An 18,758-nucleotide genomic window follows, 5' to 3' on the forward strand; every position below is an offset into this window, starting at 1 on the left:
TTTGCGCATAGATTTTAAAAATAAAATTCGTGAATTCGTGGCAGAAAAATTTAGGGTATCAAAATTATTTTCCCTGTGCTTTTTCTGCTTTCCAGAAAATCATGTGCCAGTTTTCCTTCGGATAATTTGAAAGAAGTGGGTTCTGAAAGTTTGATTTTACCTTCGCTAATCCAATGGAATAGCTGAGTTGCTCTTTTGATTCTTTCTTCTTTAGAAGTTAAATAACTCCATAAATCGCCTCCTGTTAAAGTTTTGGAACCGTCCATTAACATTCTTGGATCGACTGGTGCAGGATCTCCGCCCGCCATTCCGAAGAAAATCACTTGTCCGCATTCTTTGGTTACTTCGAAACTTTCCATTAACGTACTTCCAATACTGTCATAGACAGCGTCAACGCCTTTTGGAGTAATTTTGAAAACCTCAGCTTTCCAATCCTCATTATAAAGAAAAACATAATCCGCGCCTTGTTCAAATCCGATTTTAGCTTTATCAGCAGATGAGGTTAAACCGATAACAGTTGCGCCTAAAAGATTGCTGATTTGCGTTAGAATCTGTCCAACTCCGCCGGCAACGGCATGAATTAAAACGGTTTCTCCTTTTGCTGTTTTGTGACTGTCAGTAGCTAAATAATGAGCGGTCAAACCTTGTAATAAAACCGAAGAAGCAGTTTCAAACGAAATACTTTCGGGTAAAGGCAAAACATGATTTACATTAACGGCAACCAATTCTGCATTAGCAAAAGGAACATCGGCGAAAGCCACACGATCACCAATTTTATATTCCGGATGGTTATTTGCATCAATTACAATTCCGGCACCTTCGTAACCGGCAATAAAAGGTGGATTTCCTTTTAAGTGATAATTTCCTTTTCGGCGGTAAACATCTGCAAAATTTAACCCTATGGCTTTCATTTCGACCAGAATCTCGTCGTTTTTCAATTGCGGATTTGGAATTTCTATATATTCTAAAACATCTGAATCTCCAAAAGTAGAGAAGGTAAGTGCTTTCATTTTGTAATGTGTTTAAGAATACAAAGTACGTGAAAATTCATTTTCAGATTGAAAAGTTTTTATAGCCACGAATTCACGAATTATCATATAATAAATATTGAAAAAAAATAATTCGTGAATTCGTGGCTATAAAAAACTAGATTTTAGGAAACTTCATCTCATTAAAAGTGCTTTTCTGTTTAGCTAAAGCTTCAACATCTTGCCATTTTCTTGGTGATTCTGCAGAAAGGTTTTCGTATGAATTTTTGGTGATTAAAATATCATCTTCTATTCGAACACCGATGTTCCACCATTTTTTATCACATTTACTGTTTGCTGGAATATAAATTCCTGGTTCAACAGTAAAAATCATGTTTTCTTTTAAGGTGCTCATATAATTTCCTTTATCGTGAACATCTAAACCAAGAAAGTGCGAACAGCTGTGCGGATAATAAATTTTAACGTCTTTTGGATCTGTAATAATTCCTAATTTGATTAATCCGGTTGTAATCACTTCTCTTGCTTTTTTATTTAAATCCTGAAAGGGGGTTCCGACTTTGCAAATTTTAAAAACCTCTTCCTGAGCTTCATAAACCAAGTGGTAGATTGCTTTTTGTTCTTCGCTAAATTTTCCGTTAGCAGGAACAGTTCGGGTCACATCGGCAGAATAACCGTGGTATTCAGAACCAACATCCATCAGCAATAATTGATTGTCCATTTTGGTTGCATTGTTTTCTCCGTAGTGTAAAATACAGCCATTTGCTCCAGCGCCAACAATCGGTGGATAACCTTCATCTTCGGCTCCATAATGTCTGTGAATGTATCTGTGGATTCCGTCTGCTTCGTTTTCGCTCATGTCTGGCCCAACCGCTTTCATTACTTCATTATGTGCAATGCAGGAAAGTTTAACCGATTTTCGCATTAAGTCTATTTCTTCAGGAGTTTTTATTTCTCTTAAAGAATTAGTGATCGTATTAAAAAGCATTACAGGTGCTTCATCATCAGTTTTAATGGAAGCTTTAGATTTGAACGATTCAATTAAGCCAAAAAGATCAAAACCTGTTTTATTTTTCCCGAGGTCTGTTGGAATTTTATCGTAGATAATTTTATCAAATTTTTTGAAGTCAATGACGAAAGTATTAAAATCTTTTCCGTTATAAACAGTGGTAAAACCTAATTTAGATTTTGCACCTTCAACACCTAAACGTCTACCTGTCCAGGTTTCCTGCGCAGCATTTCTTTCTCTCACAAAAAGAACTTCAGTATATTTTTCATCCCCTTGCGGTTCTTTAAAAAGCAATAAAACGGCATCTGGTTCTTTGTAACCAGTTAAGTAATATAGATCAGGATTTGCGTGATACGTATAATTAATGTCTTTTGAAAATACTCTTTCGGGATAAGAAAAAACTACGGCAACCGAATTGGCGGGCATTAAATTTCTAAAAGCTTCACGGCGGCCTTTGTGAAATTCTTTTGATAGGAAATCTGTTGGCAAATTTTCCTGTGAATGAATTCCGGAAAAGCTAATAATAAAGACAAACAATAATAGAAATTGCTTCATTTTTTTGATTTTTGGTTGATGATTTTTGATTTTTAAATCTATGCAAATTACAAAAAAAGTGAAGCAAAACGATCAAGATGTTTTTCTATAATTCAAAACCGCAGCAAAATTTAGAACAATTGCAAAACAGATAATAATAAGCATGTGAGGTTTTATATCCTGAAAAGTACTTCCTTTAATAATAACCATTCGCATGACATCGATAAAATAACTTACAGGATTAAATCTGGAAACCGTTTTAGCCCATTCCGGCATGCTGTCTATCGAAGTAAAAAGGCCACCCATTAAAACAAAAATCATAATAAAGAAAAACATAATCAGCATGGCTTGTTGCTGTGTCTCACAAAAAGTGGAAACCAAAAGACCAAAGCCCAAAATGGCTAAAAGATATAGTACAACAAATCCATATAAAAGCAAGATGCTTCCGAGAGGCACAATGCCATAAAAAATCCACGAAACAATCAAGCCTAAACCAAAAACTACATTTCCTAAAATCCAAAACGGAATTAATTTCCCTAATATAAAATGATATTTTTTTATGGGAGAAACATTAATCTGTTCGATGGTTCCGCCTTCTTTTTCTTTTACAATATTTAATGCAGAAAGAAATCCGCCAACAAGTGTTACCAACATTGCTAAAACGCCTGGCACCATATAAAGCTGATAATTTAAATTAGGATTATACCAGTTTGAAGAGGTAATCTCAATAGCAGGCATTGGATTGAATTTATCCGGAACAATATTTTTTACCCGAATTTGATTGTTGTATTCCTGAATTATCGAAGAAATGTAACCGCCTCCAAGTCCTGCTTTTGTACCGTTTACAGCATTTATGGTGATAAAAAGCTGTTGCTGGTTTTCGGTCAGTAATTCTTTTTCAAAGTTTTTAGGAATCTCCAGTATAATATCAGCCTTATCTTCTTCAACCAAATGCAGTGCTTTACGATAGGATTGCGAATATCCTGTAAGTCTGAAATATCCCGATGAAGTAACTTTAGTAATTAAATCTCTAGAATAGTCGGAATGATTGTTGTCTATAACCGCCAGATTGATATTTTTAACTTCATAATTAGCTGCCAATGGTAAGATAATAAGCTGGATAACCGGCATGGCTAAAATGATGGCCAAAATAGCCCGATTACGGAATATCTGTTTGAATTCTTTGATTAGTAAAAAACGTAATATTCTCATGACATTCGGATTTTAAAGCTTTTGAGGCTTATGAATAGTAAAAAAATGGTAGTTCCGATAAGAATTAAAGTTTCTTTCCAAACCGCAGCAAAACCAAGACCTTCAATCATAATTCTTTTTACAATAATGTAATACCATTTTGCAGGAACAATGTTGGAAAAAATCTGCAGCGGAATCGGCATATTTTCAACGGGAAACATAAAACCGCTGAACAATAAAGTAGGAAGGAGCATTCCCATAAGAGAAAGTAACATCGCAGTCTGCATGGAATCGGTTTTGACTGAAATGAAAATGCCCAATGTTAAACAAGTTATGATAAATAAAATACTTTCTGAAAAAAGTAAAAATAGATTTCCTTTTATCGGAAGTTCTAAAACAAAGAAGCTTAATAATAAGATGGAAGCTACATTTATGGTAGACAAGATAAGATAAGGAACCGCTTTAGAAAGAATAACCAAAATAGATTTAAACGGAGAAACCAAGAGAATTTCCATAGTTCCCATTTCTTTTTCTTTTACAATAGAGATCGCTGTCATCATTACGCAGATCAGCATTAAAATTAATGCCATAACGCCGGGAACAAAATTCGGAGCGCCTTTTAACTGTGGATTATAAAGCATTTTGATTTGTGGCTGAATGCGATAAGGAGCCAAATTAAGCTGATTCATTTGGGATTGATAATCGGCAATAATAGAGGACGCATAATTGGTCAGGGTTGTCGCCTGATTTGGATCTGAAGCGTCGGCAATTATTTGGATTTGGGCTTTGTTTTGATGTAACAGATTGCTGTTGAAGTTTTCAGGGAAAACAACAGCCATTTTTATTTTTCCAGTTTTAAAGGCAGTTTCAAGCTCGTTTGTTCCAGATAAAATATGATCGATTTCAAAGTATCTGCTGGCTTCAATTTTATTGATAATTTCTTTAGATGCCACATCTTTTGCATAATCAACCACTACAATTTTTGAGTTTTTTACTTCATTGGTAAGCGCAAAACCAAAAATTAAAATTTGAACCACCGGCATTCCGAAAAGTATAAGCAGTGTCTTTCTGTCCCGCAGTACATGCAGAAATTCTTTATTGATGAAGGTAAAAAACTGTTTCATATTCGTTTGTTATTCGCCGCGTTTTGCTTCTCGGGCAAGATGATAAAACACCTCATCCATACTGCCGACATTAAATTGTTTTTTTAGGTTTGAAGGACTTTCTAAAGCTTCGACTCTGCCATCGACCATAATCGAAACACGGTCGCAATATTCGGCTTCGTCCATATAGTGTGTGGTCACAAAAATGGTAATTCCGTTGCCGGAAGCTTCATAAATTAAATCCCAAAATTGTCTTCGTGTAAGCGGATCAACTCCGCCCGTTGGTTCGTCTAAGAACACAATTTCAGGTTTATGGATAATGGCTGTTGAAAATGCCAGTTTTTGTTTCCATCCTAACGGGAGTGAGCCCACACGTTTATCTGCCAAATCCTGCATTCCTAAACTTTCTATTAAGGATTGACTATTCGATTTAATTTCAGCATCTGATAAGCCATAAATTCCAGCGAAAAAATTAATGTTTTCCAAAACGGTTAAATCATCATACAAGGAGAATTTCTGACTCATATAACCAATATTCTTTTTGATTTTCTCCGTTTCTTTATAAACATCAAAACCTGCAATATTAGCTTCTCCGGAAGTTGGTTTAGACAAACCGCAAAGCATTCGCATGGCAGTCGTTTTTCCCGCACCGTTGGCTCCTAGAAATCCAAATATTTCTCCCTTTTGGACTTCAAACGTAATATTGTCAACGGCGATAAAATCTCCAAAACGCTTTGTTAATCCTTTGCAAATAATTACTTTGTTTTCCATCAACTCAATAGTTTTATAAAACTGTCTTCTATTGTTACTTCTGCATTTTTAATTTCGATGTTTTCCAATCCTTTTTCTTTTAAGTATTTTTCTAAGGCAGAAACATCTGGATTTCCGTTGAATGAAAAATGAGCATATTCACCAAAAGCATAACTTCCTTTTCGTTCGGGATATTCCGTTAAAAAAGGCAATAGTTTATGCATGTTGTTGGCTTTAACAGCAAATAAAGAATCAGGATAACTTTTTATAATATTTTGAGGCGTATCCATTTGTAAAATTTTACCGCCCTGAATAAGTGCAATTCTGTCACATAAATTGGCTTCGTCCATGTAAGGTGTCGAAACTATAATCGTGATATTTTGCTGTTTTAGACGTTTCAGCATTTCCCAAAATTCCTTTCTGGAAACGGGATCCACTCCGGTTGTAGGTTCGTCCAGGAATAATACATTCGGTTTATGAATTAAAGCACAGCACAATGCCAGTTTTTGTTTCATTCCGCCCGAAAGTTTTCCTGCTCTTCGGTCTTTAAATGGTTCAATCTGAATATAAATATCTTTAATCAAATCGTAATTTTCCTGAATGGTGGTCCCAAACAAAGTGGCAAAAAAGTTGAGGTTTTCTTCAATAGTTAAATCCTGATACAAAGAAAATTTCCCCGGCATGTAGCCAATGGTGCTTCTGATTTCTTTATAATTTTTTACTACATCCAACCCGTCAATCGAAGCCTCGCCGCCGTCAGGTAATAAAACCGTAGTCAGGATTCTGAAAATACTGGTTTTACCCGCACCATCAGGACCGATAAGCCCAAAAAGTTCGCCTTTGCTTACCGAAAAAGAAACATGGTCAACAGCTATTTTTTTCTCTTTGCCGTAAACTTTCGTGATATTTTTTACAATTACAGATTCCATGACTTAGAATTTTATTTCGCCGTACATTCCGATTTTTAAGTAACCGTCGTTTTTGACTTTGATCTTTACTGCATAAACCAAATTGGCACGCTCTTCTTTTGTCTGAATTGTTTTTGGAGTAAATTCAGCTTTATCACTAATCCATTCTATGATGCCTTCATGTTCTTTGTAAGTATCTTTAGTAGCATCAGTAAAAACTTTTACTTTCTGATTGATTTTAATCTGCGGAAGCTGATATCCTGTTACATAAACACGCAAGATGATAGAAGACAAATCTGCAATTTTGTAAAGCGGTTTTCCATTCGTTGCCATTTCGCCGGTTTCAGCATATTTGGTTAAAACCGTTCCATTCACTTTATTGACAATCTTAGATTTTGCCAATTGATCGTCAATCTGTCTTATCTGCACCTTTAAAGTTTGTGTTTCATCGTCAATTCCTGTTGTGCTGATATTTAAAGAAGTTTGTAAAGCGGTGATTTGTTTCTGAATAACCGAAACTTTAGAATTGGCATCATCCAATTGTTTTCTCGTTGCAGCATCTGCTTTAACCAAATTTTGCATACGTTGCTGATCTATTTTGGCTTGTTTCAATTCTTCGCGATAAACGTCGAGTTGTGTTTTAGCATCTGGTTTTCGACTTTGAGTTGCTTTTATTTGTGCCAGAAGCTGTTCTTTTTTTAGTTTCAGTTGGATTGTATCAATATAGCCTACAACCTGTCCTTCTTTTAGGTTATTTCCTTCTTCTACGTTTAATTCTTTAATAATTCCGGAAGCCTCAGCTGGAATAATGGTTTCAACGGCTTCAAAAGTTCCTGTGGCATCAAAATCATTTTTGTTGCTGGAACATGAAATTAGAATTGAGGTAATTGCTATGTAAAGTATCTTTTTCATTTTGTGTTAGTTTCCGGTTATTAATTTTTGTCTGTATTGCGCCAGAAGCAATTCAGTTTCGTGAATGATTTTATTTTGTTTGGCTTCGTTTTCATCATTAACAAACTTGAGATAATCGTCAGGATTGATAACGCCGTTTTCTAATTGAGCTAAACCTGCTTTTTTAACATTACTTCTTAAATCAACAATCTGTCCGTCAGAAATTAAATATTCCTGAAGTTTAGTGATTTCAGCATTTTGTTGTTTTAAAGATTGATTGGTATTGAAAAGAAAAGTTTCCTTATCGGCATCAACTTCTAATTTGTTAATGTCAATGATTTCTTTCTGTTTTTTAGAAGTATATAAACCCGTCAAAGACCAATTTAAACGAAGTCCACCAATGTAGTACCATTCAAAACCTTCTTTTAAAAAATTGAGTGCAGGATTGGCAATACCACCTTGTACAAAAAAGTTAAGTTTGGGTCTGTTTCCGGCATCGATAGTTTCTTTGTTGAGTTCAAAACTTTCATTTCTAAAATTGAAAAGAGCCAATTCCGGACGATTAATATCTAATCGAGAGATACTGGTTTGCGGCGTTTCTAATTTTGTTTCAGTATTTAATTCCTGATTTATAAAAAGGGCGAGCATATCAAGATATCCTTTTCGATAACTTCTAATACTTATAGCTTGTTGATCGGCTTTTAAGTATTCTGCTTTTAGTAAATCCAGACTGCTTCTGTAAGCTGTTCCGTTTTTAAGCTGTGCTTCAACAGTTTTTATTCCAATTGAAATATCGTTTTTCAACAGCTCATTTTGGCGTAATTGTTCGTTGTAAATTAAAATTCCGAAATAAATATCTGTCACTCTTTGTTTAACAGCATATAAATCTACCTGAAGCTGTTGTTGCTGTACTTTAGTTTGAGAATTGACAACTTCTTTTTGCTGTTTGATATTGCCACCATCATAAATAATCTGGTTCAGTTCGCCGTAAGCTTTATACTGGTCATTATTTAATATCGGCATAGAAGTTCCCGGAATGCTTACGGGAAGCTTGGTAACATCAGATTGGTAAGTAGCCTGTGCCAATATGTCGAACTTTGGATAATACCCTTTTGCAATATTTTCAATCGTAAATTCATTGCTTTTGGCGATAAGCTCTCTTTTCTTGGATAAAGGATAATTTTCTTCTGCCAGTTGATAGCAATTATCAAGCGTTAAGAGTTTTTCGCTTTGCTGCGAATACCCTGCTGCTGATAAAATGAGAAAAAGTATTAGTAATCTTTTCATGTTCAATTTTTTTTATTTGTTTTTTGATATTTATTCATATAGAATGTTCATATATAGATTTTTATGTTTATTATTTTGTTTTAATCATTTGATTAAATTTACACCAAAAAAAATTAATTATCGAGCATTAGGTTGACCCATTTTACAATTAATGTTTTTCTTTCTTCGATTAATTGGTTAAAAGAAGCATTGTTTAACAATCCTGAAGCTTCAAAAACAGGTTTGGTCACAAACGGGAAAATACACATTCCAAGTAAGTTTAATATAAATTGAAGCGGATTAACATTAGGTTGTTTCTCTAAAAGTTGTTTGACCAAAATTGATTGTGTTAATATTTTTCCGGCTTGAACTCTATTACTGAAATGTTCTGGGTTATTTCGTATTTCGCTTAAAACAAAAAGTGGAAGTCCCGGATTTTGTAATAAAACATTTAAATAGGCAGGAACAATAAGTTCTATTTTTTCCTGCAGAGAAGTTTTGTCATCATTGACAATTGGAGCAATCACGCCAAACAATTGCCCGATTTTTTCAGCCATAACCAGACTGAAAAGTTTTTCTTTACTTCTGAAATAATAATTTAATAAAGCCAGATTTAAACCAGCTTCTTCGGCAATATCGCGCGTACGGGTTGCAGCGTACCCTTTTTCTGTAAAAACTTTACGGGCCGCTTCAATTATTTTTTCCTCTGTACTAGCGTCTATTTTCTTTTTAGCCATCTTGAATTAAATTCCGTGACAAAGTTATAAAATTATTTTCAGGTTAAACAAATATTTTAATCATTTGATTAAAAATAGAAACTAACGATGCCGTAGCCACAATCTTGTCATTCTGAGAAACGAAGGATCCTCACAAGTAGCTCCGCAATCTAAATCCTTGTCAAAAAAATTATTTCAAGAGGAACAATTTTTATTTCTTTTGTAAAGTTTTGATTAATAATAATCTAAAATTAAAACCGTAAATTAGATTGGCAAAAAAATATACCATTAAGATATTTGAATTAAGAAAATTGAACCCGTTAAATCAATCGGGCACGAATATTGAGAACGCAATATTAATCTTCAAAAACAAAAAAAATGAAAAAATACACACTCGCAGTCGTTTCGGTTTTGACTTTATTTTTTGCTTCATGTAATGCATCAAAAGAAGCTTCAAATGCAGGAAATCTATTTGATACAACCTGGCAATTAGAATATATTTCTGGGCCTAGAATTGCTTTTGATGGATTGTATCCAAATAAAAAACCACAGCTTACTTTTGATCAAAAAGAAACAAGGGTTTATGGAAATAACGGATGTAATGGTTACAGTGCGCCATATACTCTAAAAGGAAAATCTTTAAGTTTTGGAGAAGCTGGGCCAACAACTATGATGTTTTGTGAAGGCGGAGGAGAGCAAGAGTTTTTGAAACAGATAAAACAAGTTACCAGTTATTCAATTGATAAAGATGGAAAACTGAATTTAATTAATGGAGATGTTCCAGTAATGCGATTCAAAAAAGTAGCGAAAGAATAATTTATACAGATTGAACTTTGTCAAAGTTCAGCCACAGTACAAAAAAAGGGAAATGAAATCAAATTCATTTCCCTTTTTTGACATTTAATGCTTTTTAAGTTTATCCTTAAAAACCTTTTCAAATTTTTCCAGTTTTGGCTGGATCACCATTTTACAATATGGCTGATTTTTGTTGTTTGCATAATAGTTCTGATGATAATCTTCGGCTTTGTAGAAAACTTTAAAAGGTTCTACTTTCGTTACAATGGGACTTTTGTAAACTTTGGCTTTATTCAAATCGGCTATAATGCTTTCAGCTGCTTTTTTCTGTTCAGCATTTCTGTAGAAAATTACAGAACGGTACTGTGTTCCTACATCTGCTCCCTGACGGTTTAAAGTCGTTGGATCATGAACGGTAAAAAAGACTTTGAAAATTTCATTAATATCAGTTACTGTTTTATCATACGTAATCTGAACTACTTCAGCGTGTCCCGTCTCACCTGTGCAGACTTCTTCGTAAGTAGGATTGGCAACATTCCCTCCAGAAAATCCAGAAACAACCGATTTTACACCATCCAGATTTTCATAAACTGCTTCAACACACCAATAACATCCTCCGCCAAGCGTAATGGTTTCTAGATTGGAAGCTTTTTTATTCTGTGAAATTCCCTTTAGCGATAGCGCCAGGAAACATATTAAAAGTATATTTTTCATAAATAGATTATTTAGAATCAGGAATAAAATCAAGAGCAATAGAGTTCATGCAATAGCGTTTTCCTGTTGGTTCAGGGCCGTCGTCAAAAATATGACCTAAATGACCGCCACAACGACCGCAAAGTGTTTCAATTCTCTCCATTCCAATTGAATTATCTTCTTTAAAAACAATGCTTTTTTTGTTATCCTGCTCAAAAAAACTTGGCCATCCACAGCTGCTTGAGAACTTTGCAGTAGATCTAAAAAGTTTGTTGCCGCACGAAGCACAATAGTAAGTTCCTTTTTCATCTGTATTCCAATATTTTCCTGTAAAAGCTCTTTCGGTGTCGGCTTCACGCATAACGGCATAAACATCTTCTGGTAGTACTTTTTTCCATTCGGCATCCGTCACATTTAGTTTTGTAGTATCTGTATTAGAGTAATAAGGATTGCCGGGTTTTTCGATGACATTTTTCATAGAAGTTGGTTTACTGTATTTTTTATTGTTTTGTCCACACGCCTGCAAAATGAAAAGCGGTATTAAAAAACAAAGACTGAGAAATTGAGTTTTAGATTTCATAAACAAATAATGGATTTTGTGTTAAATCAGTATTCTTTAGGATTTTGAATTTACCAATCAAAGATACGCTGAGATTTACCTCGAAATACTGAGTTTAAAATAATTGAGATTTTTTTAAGTGTGTTTTAACTTTTTATTAGTTACGTAAATAAAGTGAATGTAGTTTTTATGTCTTAATTTTAACAGCTTTTAATTTTTAATGTGATTTATAATGTTGTAAATCAGAAAAATAGAAAATGAGTCAAGAATTGGATTTTTTACAATTATAATTAGGATTTTTAAGCCATTTCTTTTTTCGTATTTTTGTTTGCTTAAGAAGACTTATGACAGAAGAAAACGTAATATTAGTTAATCAAAATGATGAGCAGATTGGCTTAATGCCAAAATTAGAAGCACATGAAAAAGCGCTTTTGCATCGTGCATTTTCAGTCTTTGTTTTAAATGAGCAAAATGAAATCATGCTGCAGCAGCGTGCACATCAAAAATATCATTCTCCTTTGCTGTGGACAAACACTTGCTGCAGTCATCAGCGTGAAGGCGAAACCAACATCGAAGCAGGAAGCAGAAGGTTGTTTGAAGAAATGGGATTTAAAACAGATTTAAAAGAGCTGTTTCATTTTATTTATAAAGCACCTTTTGACAACGGCTTGACAGAACATGAACTAGATCATGTAATGATTGGATATTACAACGAAGATCCAAATATTAATACCGAAGAAGTCGAAGATTGGAAATGGATGAAAATTGAAGAGGTAAAGGCAGATATAGAAAAACAGCCCGAAATATATACGGTTTGGTTTAAAATAATTTTTGATGAATTTTATCATTATTTAGAAGATCATAAACTTTAACCCAAACAAACCAAAAGCCTAAATGAGAGTAACCATATCAAGAAAAGCACATTTTAATGCTGCACATCGACTACATCGAAAAGATTGGTCATTTGAAAAAAACGATGCTGTTTTTGGAAAATGCAACAATCCTAATTTCCATGGTCATAATTATGGTTTAACAGTAAGTGTTACAGGAAAGATTGATCCGGAAACTGGTTTTGTTTTAGATGTGAAAGTATTAGCGGATATTATACGCGAAGAAGTAGAAATTCCGTTTGATCACAAAAATTTAAATCTGGATGTTCCAGAATTTTTAGATTTAAATCCAACCGCAGAAAATATTGCTGTTGTGATATGGAATAAAATTAGAAAAAGAATTCATCCCGATTTTGATTTGGAAGTTGTGCTGAATGAAACCGAACGCAATTTTGTAACTTATAAAGGAGAATAAAAAATGTCATTAAAAATAGGAGATATAGTTCCGAATTTTACTGCGAAAGACAATAACGGAGAAACTTTCGAAAGCCAAAGTGTTTTAGGAAGAAAACCATTGGTAATTTATTTTTACCCAAAAGATAATACGCCTGGCTGTACAACAGAAGCCTGCAGTTTTCGGGATCAATATGAAGATTTCAAAGATTTGGGTGCTGAGGTAATCGGAATTAGCAGTGATAGTGTAAAGTCACATCACAAGTTTGCAGCTAAACATCAATTACCTTTTATTTTGCTCTCAGATCAAGATAAAAAATTAAGAAAGCTTTTCGGTGTCCGAAATAATTTATTTGGACTTCTTCCTGGCCGTGTTACTTATATTATTGATAAGAACGGCTTGGTGATTTCGATATTTGACAGTGTAAATGCTGCTAAACATATACCGAAAGCTTTAGAAACTGTCAAAGAATTAGTATTATAAAATAACATAGAACAAAATTAATTAAACAAATATATTAGCCTAAAAACATGAACCAAAACTTATACCCTTTGCAATTTGAACCAATCTTAAAAGAAAGAATTTGGGGAGGAGAAAAACTAAAAACAATTCTGAACAAACCAATCGTTTCTAAAATTACTGGCGAAAGCTGGGAATTATCTACTGTAGAAGGAGATGTAAGTGTGGTGGCAAATGGAGTTCTAAAAGGAAAATCTTTGATGGAACTTATCGATGAAACACCAGACGCCGTTTTAGGAACTAAAGTTTATGAGCGTTTTGGGAAACAGTTTCCATTGCTTTTTAAATATCTTGATGCTAGAGAAGATCTTTCGATTCAAGTTCACCCAAACGATAAATTAGCAAAAGAACGTCACAATTCATTTGGTAAAACTGAAATGTGGTATGTAATGCAAGCAGATGCAGACGCAAGAATTATTGTAGGTTTTAAAGAAGATTCTAGTAAAGAAGAATATTTGAAACACTTAAATGATAATACTTTGATTTCGATCTTAGATGATGTGAAAGCAAAATCTGGAGATGTTTTCTTTTTAGAAACAGGAACAGTTCATGCAATTGGAGCTGGTTTGGTTGTTGCCGAAATTCAGCAAACTTCTGATATTACGTATAGACTATACGATTTTGACCGTATAGATGCGCAAGGAAATAAAAGAGAACTGCATGTAGATTTAGCACTTGATGCTATAAACTATAATAAAGTTGATACACAGAAGAAATACGAATCTAAAGTCAATACTTCAAATACAGTCGTAGATTGCCCTTATTTTACAACTAATTTCCTTCCATTAGAGAATAAATTGGAAGTTTCTAAAACTGGAGAAACTTTTACAGTGTATATGTGTATTGAAGGTAATTTTGAAATTGAATATAACGGATTTAAAAATTCGTATAAAAAAGGAGATACCGTTTTGGTTCCAGCTGCGATTAATGCATTTAGTTTAACTGGAAATGCTTCAATTTTAGAAATTTACATTTCTTAACACATATTTTAAAGATAATATGTACTTTTGCAAACGCAAATTAAAATTATAAATAAAAATGGCAAACGTTAAAAATTTAAAGAAAGACATCAACTTCGTATTAGGAGATATTATTGAGGCAGTTTACTTGTTCGAGATGTCAACAACAGGAAATCCAACTCCAGAAACGAATGCTTTGATCGATGAAGCTATTGCTGCATTCGATACTTTGATTACAAAAGTGAACGCAAAGAACGTTGAAAATAAAAAAGCACATTTCAAGCAAATTAATATTGAATTAGAACAAACTGCTAATCAATTGGTTGAAAAAATCAACGCACTATAAGCAAAAAAAAGTGTAAAAAAGTGCAAAATTATTTTGGGAAATTGAAAAACCGCTTTATATTTGCACCCGTAATGAGGCCGATGTAGCTCAGCTGGCTAGAGCAGCTGATTTGTAATCAGCAGGTCGTGGGTTCGAGTCCCTCTATCGGCTCAAACGGAAACCATCACAGAAATGTGATGGTTTTTTTAATTATAGAGGGCAGTGTGATTTTTTTTTTGGAATATTAAAAAACATTTTTATCTTTGCACTCGCAAAATAGGCCGATGTAGCTCAGCTGGCTAGAGCAGCTGATTTGTAATCAGCAGGTCGTGGGTTCGAGTCCCTCTATCGGCTCAAAAACCATTCACTAAGTGAATGGTTTTTTTTTGGTCAAATTCCAATCAAAAAAATCCAAATTCCAAGTTTAAGGTTTCAGGTTGGGATTTGGAATTTTTTAATTGGTATTTCCATTTAAGAATATTTTTCCTATGTTTGTTAGATAACCTATAAACTCTATTACTAATGGAAGAAACTTCTGCATTTGAGAAATTTGAATTACAGCTGGATACCACAGCAAAGGATTTTATTAAAGAAATAGCTAAATGGGCTTATTTCCTATCTATTCTTGGTTTTATCGGAATCGGACTTTTACTTATTATTGCAGTTTTTGCAGGCGCTATTTTTTCAGCAATGGGAAGTACTATGCCAGGAATGGGGGCTTACGGAGGTTCTTTTGGAGCAGCAATGGGAGCTGTTTATTTTTTGATGGCAGCTTTTTACTTCTTTCCTGTTTATTATTTGTTTAAATTTAGTTCAAACGCAAAAAAAGCTTTTAGAGATAATGATTCAGAAGCTTTAACATCTTCGTTTGGTTATTTAAAATCGCATTATAAGTTCATTGGAATTCTTATGGTGGTTTTATTGGCGATTTACGCGCTTTTCTTTGTCTTTGCAATTCTTGGAGGCTTAATGGCGAGATAGTCGTTTAAAAGCAATAATTATAAATAAAAAATGCCCTGAAATTTTCAGGGCATTTTTTATTTGAGATTGCACAGAAATTATTCTGCGGTTTGTGGTGTCTGTTGCTCTTTTTTAAGATCAGTAACATACTTTGTTAGTTTCTTTCCGTAAAATGATTGGGCTACTTTAGGAGTCATCGATTTTTGAATAGTGTCTAGAAACTTTAAATTAATGTCGTAAATTTCCGCTAATGCAATGTATGGAGCAACTTCGTAGTCTTTATTGTTTAAAGCAAAGTTTGTAGCATACAAGTATTTTCTTTTGATGTTAGACTCTTGTATTTTGGTAATACTGTCTACTGCTTTTTGATCTTGTCTTTTTAATGCTCTAAAACGTGGTTCTACCAGTGAAAGGTTTTCGTCTGTAAAACGGCTGTTAATTTTTGAATATTGCTCGTATAGCTCGTGGTTTTTTGAACCAGTGATTTTAGCATCAGAAATGTAACGATCTAAATTCGTTTGGATGTTGATGTTTCCAGGTTCTGCAAAAAACAAAATGTTATTGTCTAACGAATTTGTAACACCACGATCTAAAAATAAATACAAAACTTGTGGTGAATCCAATGTGATATTGCTTTCAAATGCTGAATTTCCATCTATTTTAATACTGTCGATTGCAACAAGTGCGGTATCAACGATTTTCTGGATATACAGCGTTCCTTTTTTTAATCCTTTAACATTTCCGGTAATATGTACATTACCAGTAGTTTCTTTTTTGCTGCATGATGCCAGCAGGGCAAGCGTAACAAAAGCAATTAATGTTTTTTTCATTGGTGGTTTATTAGATTTGGGTGCAAAATAAAGAAAATAGTTTAAATGTAAAGAGGTGGCAGTTTTATTTTTGTAAAAAAAATAAATCCCAATCTATTTCTAAATTGGGATTTAAAATATAGTGTGAAAAGGTTTTACATTGATAAATTGAATGAAGCACCGTTTTCGTGTGTATAAGTGTAAAGGGAGTCACAGTCATTATTGCCATAATCTATAATTCCATTTAAAATACCTCCTTGGATTTTTAACTGACCTTTAGAGATGAAAGTGCAAGAATACTTTTTAGTTAAGGGTTCTTTTACTGTCAAAGTAAGCGTTGTGCCATTTGATGCCGTAACAGTGTGGGTTCCTTCAGTTATTTCGTAAACATTGTCAGATAATACGTAAGGCGTCTCAACTCCAGCAGTTTGTTTTGTGGTGTAAGTTCCAGAATTGGTGTAAATGCCTCCTTGTAAGTCCGTTAATTTTCCGTTTGTTACTTTTCGGGTCCATTGTGGTACTGTTGCAACATTTGTAGTGTTTGTGTATTCAATGGTTCCTTCTAATTTAAGATTATTAATAGAATAATCTACTCTTTTAATTGTCATCTTGCTTCCAGTTGTAGTAAGCGGGCCAGTAAGGGTTACTTCAAGTTTTCCTTTTCGTGTAAGATTGTTGTCGTCTTTACAGCCAGTTCCGAAATCTATTAAAATTACTTTAGGGTATTCTCCTCCGTTTGGTGTAGTTATAGTAATAGCGGCACAGACTCCAACAACAGTTTCAGTCATTTTTGCTGTTGCAGTAGAGGTTGCCACTGCTAAGCCAGTATTAAGATCCATTTCGTTAGAAGTGTCAATTGCGATTGATGCACCAATACTGGTTAAATCTGTTGAAGCAGCGCCTTCATTGCTATCGTTCGAGCAAGAAAAAAATAGAAATGCTGCTAAACAAATCGTAGTTAATAATATAGCGGTTTTTTTCATAGTGGTATTTGCGGTTTTGTGTTAGATAAAAAGGCAATCAAATTTACTAAAAAAATGAATCCTAAATAAAAAATCCTGTAAGCTTTTGTTACAGGATATTATAACGTCTTTTTGAAGAAAAAAGTATGAGTAACGAATAAAATGTTGTTTTATTGTTGAAAATCTTATACGGATTTGTAATAATCGCTTTTTGCCTTACGGATTTTCTTGTATTCTTCCCAGTTAAATCGGTTTAAAAAATCGGCAGCGTTTTGTGCTCCGCGGATAAATAAATCAATTTTAGCATCTTCGGTCAGATTAAAATTGAGCCAGTTATGCGTTCCTGTGTCGATGTAGCCTATCAAGTGTTTAAAATCGGGATTTTTTCTTAAAAATTCTGCGTCATAGCCATATCTTGCTGTATCAAACATAGAGCTGATTAGATTCGAGAATTTTTCATTTGTATTGATTTCATTTTTATCATAACCTAATTTAATTCCAAAAGTGGGAGATGCGGGAACGTTTAAGTTTTCATGAAAAATATCAATCGGGAAGTTAGAGATAATACCGCCATCCATAAACATAACTTCAGATGGGACTGAGGTTCTAAGACAAGTGGCTTCATTCCATCTGTTCCAAGAATCTACTCCGCCAGGAATATTTTTGATTTTGAAGGGGGTAAAAAATAATGGAATCGACATAGAAGCCCTAACAAAATCGGCTGGATTTTGAACATCTGGATTCGAGTAAAATAAATCGACCATTTTTGGAAAAACGATTTTACTTTCGGTAGTTATATCCGCCGCGATAATGGCCATTTCGCTCCAATGATCTACTCTTTTGTATTCTTCTCTTTTGCCTTGATCGTTTATTCGAAATAATTTATTTTTATCCGAAACGCCTTTTTTCCTTAAAGCTTTTAAATCGCCATAATTTTTTATTCCTTTCTGCGAAAGTAAATTAGTCATCCATTGGTGAAAATTATTTCCCGGATTCAGGCCTAAATCATCTTTAAAGTTGTCTACAACCTGAACGCCTCTCATAATCAATTTTAAATTTCCGGCATCACTTAATAATGCATCGATAAACTGACGGGCGTCACGATCGCCATCAACAAAATCATATAGGTTCTTATTGCAGAGGCAGTCTAAAATCCATTCTGATTTTTCGATGTCACAAGTTCCTGCGGCAGCCATTAGCATGGTATTGATGCTTCCTGCAGAAGTTCCGGCTAGACTTAGAAAGCGAATCCCCATTTTTTCTAAAACGTAAACATAGCCAATTAAGGCAATTCCGAGAACACCGCCGCCTTCTTGAACAAGATCGACATATTGATAATTATTATTGTCTGTGATATCTGAGAATTTCTTGTTTCTAATATTGTCTCTTAAATCGTTAATAATTGCTAGAACTGTTCCATTTTCTGTAAATTTCTTCTTATCCATGATTTCTAGAATTTTGATTTTAATTTGTTGGTTTTCAAAATTATACAAACTACTATTTTGAGGATAGGGGAGAATTCCCCTTTTTTTGAAGGGT

21 protein-coding genes and 2 tRNA genes are annotated in these 18,758 nt (G+C 33.9%); 9 read left to right on the forward strand and 14 right to left on the reverse strand.

The genetic code is table 11. From position 1 onward, the window contains the following. Window positions 1–50: 50 nt before the first annotated feature. From GSY47_RS20390 to GSY47_RS20430, 9 genes are all read right to left on the reverse strand, one after another. Entirely contained in the window at window positions 51–1,010 is a 960-nt protein-coding gene (locus tag GSY47_RS20390) for a quinone oxidoreductase family protein (RefSeq protein ID WP_179007828.1), read from the reverse strand. 136 nt (window positions 1,011–1,146) lie between these two features. Further along, window positions 1,147–2,550, reverse strand: coding sequence for an aminopeptidase P N-terminal domain-containing protein (locus tag GSY47_RS20395; RefSeq protein ID WP_179007830.1), 1,404 nt, complete (start codon window positions 2,548–2,550; stop codon window positions 1,147–1,149). A gap of 72 nt (window positions 2,551–2,622) precedes the next feature. Next, window positions 2,623–3,741 carry an ABC transporter permease gene (locus GSY47_RS20400; protein WP_179007832.1) on the reverse strand — a complete coding sequence of 373 codons (1,119 nt, stop codon included), beginning with the start codon at window positions 3,739–3,741 and terminating at the stop codon, window positions 2,623–2,625. Continuing rightward, window positions 3,738–4,844 carry an ABC transporter permease gene (locus GSY47_RS20405; protein ID WP_179007834.1) on the reverse strand — a complete coding sequence of 369 codons (1,107 nt, stop codon included), beginning with the start codon at window positions 4,842–4,844 and terminating at the stop codon, window positions 3,738–3,740. Before GSY47_RS20405 ends, GSY47_RS20400 begins: the two co-directional genes overlap by 4 nt. Before the next feature lie 9 nt (window positions 4,845–4,853). Continuing rightward, window positions 4,854–5,594, reverse strand: coding sequence for an ABC transporter ATP-binding protein (locus GSY47_RS20410; RefSeq protein ID WP_179007836.1), 741 nt, complete (start codon window positions 5,592–5,594; stop codon window positions 4,854–4,856). Further along, window positions 5,594–6,502, reverse strand: coding sequence for an ABC transporter ATP-binding protein (locus GSY47_RS20415; protein WP_179007838.1), 909 nt, complete (start codon window positions 6,500–6,502; stop codon window positions 5,594–5,596). Before GSY47_RS20415 ends, GSY47_RS20410 begins: the two co-directional genes overlap by 1 nt. Before the next feature lie 3 nt (window positions 6,503–6,505). Beyond that, a complete protein-coding gene (locus GSY47_RS20420; protein ID WP_179007840.1) occupies window positions 6,506–7,393 on the reverse strand; it encodes an HlyD family secretion protein in 888 nt (295 codons plus the stop codon). 6 nt (window positions 7,394–7,399) lie between these two features. Continuing rightward, window positions 7,400–8,659, reverse strand: a complete 1,260-nt coding sequence (locus tag GSY47_RS20425) for a TolC family protein (RefSeq protein WP_179007842.1) — start codon at window positions 8,657–8,659, stop codon at window positions 7,400–7,402. A 113-nt stretch (window positions 8,660–8,772) separates the two neighbouring features. Continuing rightward, the gene (locus GSY47_RS20430) at window positions 8,773–9,375 is read right to left on the reverse strand and encodes a TetR/AcrR family transcriptional regulator (protein ID WP_179007844.1); all 603 of its coding nucleotides are present in this window, start codon (window positions 9,373–9,375) and stop codon (window positions 8,773–8,775) included. A gap of 357 nt (window positions 9,376–9,732) precedes the next feature. On the opposite strand from GSY47_RS20430, the gene GSY47_RS20435 reads away from it, so the two are divergent. Further along, the gene (locus GSY47_RS20435; protein WP_179007846.1) at window positions 9,733–10,170 is read left to right on the forward strand and encodes an META domain-containing protein; all 438 of its coding nucleotides are present in this window, start codon (window positions 9,733–9,735) and stop codon (window positions 10,168–10,170) included. An 84-nt stretch (window positions 10,171–10,254) separates the two neighbouring features. Here the strand turns inward: GSY47_RS20435 and msrA are convergent, their stop codons facing one another. Together msrA and msrB are read right to left on the reverse strand one after the other, a co-directional pair. Next, window positions 10,255–10,863 carry a peptide-methionine (S)-S-oxide reductase MsrA gene (gene msrA / locus GSY47_RS20440; RefSeq protein ID WP_179007848.1) on the reverse strand — a complete coding sequence of 203 codons (609 nt, stop codon included), beginning with the start codon at window positions 10,861–10,863 and terminating at the stop codon, window positions 10,255–10,257. A 7-nt stretch (window positions 10,864–10,870) separates the two neighbouring features. Next, entirely contained in the window at window positions 10,871–11,422 is a 552-nt protein-coding gene (gene msrB, locus GSY47_RS20445; RefSeq protein WP_219071519.1) for a peptide-methionine (R)-S-oxide reductase MsrB, read from the reverse strand. Window positions 11,423–11,745: 323 nt separating this feature from the next. On the opposite strand from msrB, the gene idi reads away from it, so the two are divergent. The 8 genes from idi (at window position 11,746) to GSY47_RS20485 (ending at window position 15,469) form a co-directional block, all read left to right on the forward strand. Next, entirely contained in the window at window positions 11,746–12,273 is a 528-nt protein-coding gene (idi, locus tag GSY47_RS20450; RefSeq protein ID WP_179007852.1) for an isopentenyl-diphosphate Delta-isomerase, read from the forward strand. 22 nt (window positions 12,274–12,295) lie between these two features. Then, entirely contained in the window at window positions 12,296–12,706 is a 411-nt protein-coding gene (locus GSY47_RS20455) for a 6-carboxytetrahydropterin synthase (RefSeq protein WP_179007854.1), read from the forward strand. 3 nt (window positions 12,707–12,709) lie between these two features. After that, window positions 12,710–13,168 (forward strand): peroxiredoxin, encoded by a 459-nt coding sequence (locus GSY47_RS20460; protein ID WP_179007856.1) that lies wholly within the window; start codon window positions 12,710–12,712, stop codon window positions 13,166–13,168. A 47-nt stretch (window positions 13,169–13,215) separates the two neighbouring features. Beyond that, a complete protein-coding gene (locus GSY47_RS20465) occupies window positions 13,216–14,184 on the forward strand; it encodes a type I phosphomannose isomerase catalytic subunit (protein ID WP_179007858.1) in 969 nt (322 codons plus the stop codon). Window positions 14,185–14,242: 58 nt separating this feature from the next. Then, complete coding sequence (locus GSY47_RS20470; RefSeq protein ID WP_091496454.1) at window positions 14,243–14,509, forward strand: hypothetical protein; 267 nt, start codon at window positions 14,243–14,245, stop codon at window positions 14,507–14,509. Window positions 14,510–14,585: 76 nt separating this feature from the next. After that, window positions 14,586–14,659, forward strand: a tRNA-Thr gene (locus GSY47_RS20475). Window positions 14,660–14,768: 109 nt separating this feature from the next. Then, window positions 14,769–14,842, forward strand: a tRNA-Thr gene (locus tag GSY47_RS20480). 168 nt (window positions 14,843–15,010) lie between these two features. Further along, the gene (locus tag GSY47_RS20485; protein WP_179007860.1) at window positions 15,011–15,469 is read left to right on the forward strand and encodes a DUF5362 family protein; all 459 of its coding nucleotides are present in this window, start codon (window positions 15,011–15,013) and stop codon (window positions 15,467–15,469) included. 77 nt (window positions 15,470–15,546) lie between these two features. Here GSY47_RS20485 and GSY47_RS20490 read toward each other — a convergent pair whose 3' ends face one another. From GSY47_RS20490 to GSY47_RS20500, 3 genes are all read right to left on the reverse strand, one after another. Continuing rightward, complete coding sequence (locus GSY47_RS20490) at window positions 15,547–16,278, reverse strand: DUF4369 domain-containing protein (RefSeq protein WP_179007862.1); 732 nt, start codon at window positions 16,276–16,278, stop codon at window positions 15,547–15,549. 134 nt (window positions 16,279–16,412) lie between these two features. Further along, a complete protein-coding gene (locus tag GSY47_RS20495) occupies window positions 16,413–17,240 on the reverse strand; it encodes a hypothetical protein (RefSeq protein ID WP_179007864.1) in 828 nt (275 codons plus the stop codon). Between the two features lie 164 nt (window positions 17,241–17,404). Next, window positions 17,405–18,664: a patatin-like phospholipase family protein gene (locus GSY47_RS20500; RefSeq protein ID WP_179007866.1), complete on the reverse strand. Its 1,260-nt coding sequence runs from the start codon at window positions 18,662–18,664 to the stop codon at window positions 17,405–17,407. Window positions 18,665–18,758: the final 94 nt, after the last annotated feature.

Source organism: Flavobacterium quisquiliarum (genome assembly GCF_019308285.1).
GTDB classification, from domain to species: Bacteria; Bacteroidota; Bacteroidia; order Flavobacteriales; family Flavobacteriaceae; genus Flavobacterium; species Flavobacterium quisquiliarum.

Coding starts and splice junctions, on each gene's coding strand:
- GSY47_RS20400 (WP_179007832.1), bottom strand. CDS start 3,741: ATGAGAATATTACGTTTTTTACTAATCAAAGAATTCAAACAGATATTC.
- GSY47_RS20485 (WP_179007860.1), top strand. CDS start 15,011: ATGGAAGAAACTTCTGCATTTGAGAAATTTGAATTACAGCTGGATACC.
- GSY47_RS20455 (WP_179007854.1), top strand. CDS start 12,296: ATGAGAGTAACCATATCAAGAAAAGCACATTTTAATGCTGCACATCGA.
- GSY47_RS20415 (WP_179007838.1), bottom strand. CDS start 6,502: ATGGAATCTGTAATTGTAAAAAATATCACGAAAGTTTACGGCAAAGAG.
- GSY47_RS20460 (WP_179007856.1), top strand. CDS start 12,710: ATGTCATTAAAAATAGGAGATATAGTTCCGAATTTTACTGCGAAAGAC.
- idi (WP_179007852.1), top strand. CDS start 11,746: ATGACAGAAGAAAACGTAATATTAGTTAATCAAAATGATGAGCAGATT.
- GSY47_RS20395 (WP_179007830.1), bottom strand. CDS start 2,550: ATGAAGCAATTTCTATTATTGTTTGTCTTTATTATTAGCTTTTCCGGA.
- GSY47_RS20495 (WP_179007864.1), bottom strand. CDS start 17,240: ATGAAAAAAACCGCTATATTATTAACTACGATTTGTTTAGCAGCATTT.
- GSY47_RS20410 (WP_179007836.1), bottom strand. CDS start 5,594: ATGGAAAACAAAGTAATTATTTGCAAAGGATTAACAAAGCGTTTTGGA.
- GSY47_RS20405 (WP_179007834.1), bottom strand. CDS start 4,844: ATGAAACAGTTTTTTACCTTCATCAATAAAGAATTTCTGCATGTACTG.
- GSY47_RS20425 (WP_179007842.1), bottom strand. CDS start 8,659: ATGAAAAGATTACTAATACTTTTTCTCATTTTATCAGCAGCAGGGTAT.
- GSY47_RS20390 (WP_179007828.1), bottom strand. CDS start 1,010: ATGAAAGCACTTACCTTCTCTACTTTTGGAGATTCAGATGTTTTAGAA.
- msrB (WP_219071519.1), bottom strand. CDS start 11,422: ATGAAATCTAAAACTCAATTTCTCAGTCTTTGTTTTTTAATACCGCTT.
- GSY47_RS20430 (WP_179007844.1), bottom strand. CDS start 9,375: ATGGCTAAAAAGAAAATAGACGCTAGTACAGAGGAAAAAATAATTGAA.
- GSY47_RS20500 (WP_179007866.1), bottom strand. CDS start 18,664: ATGGATAAGAAGAAATTTACAGAAAATGGAACAGTTCTAGCAATTATT.
- GSY47_RS20420 (WP_179007840.1), bottom strand. CDS start 7,393: ATGAAAAAGATACTTTACATAGCAATTACCTCAATTCTAATTTCATGT.
- GSY47_RS20490 (WP_179007862.1), bottom strand. CDS start 16,278: ATGAAAAAAACATTAATTGCTTTTGTTACGCTTGCCCTGCTGGCATCA.
- GSY47_RS20470 (WP_091496454.1), top strand. CDS start 14,243: ATGGCAAACGTTAAAAATTTAAAGAAAGACATCAACTTCGTATTAGGA.
- msrA (WP_179007848.1), bottom strand. CDS start 10,863: ATGAAAAATATACTTTTAATATGTTTCCTGGCGCTATCGCTAAAGGGA.
- GSY47_RS20465 (WP_179007858.1), top strand. CDS start 13,216: ATGAACCAAAACTTATACCCTTTGCAATTTGAACCAATCTTAAAAGAA.
- GSY47_RS20435 (WP_179007846.1), top strand. CDS start 9,733: ATGAAAAAATACACACTCGCAGTCGTTTCGGTTTTGACTTTATTTTTT.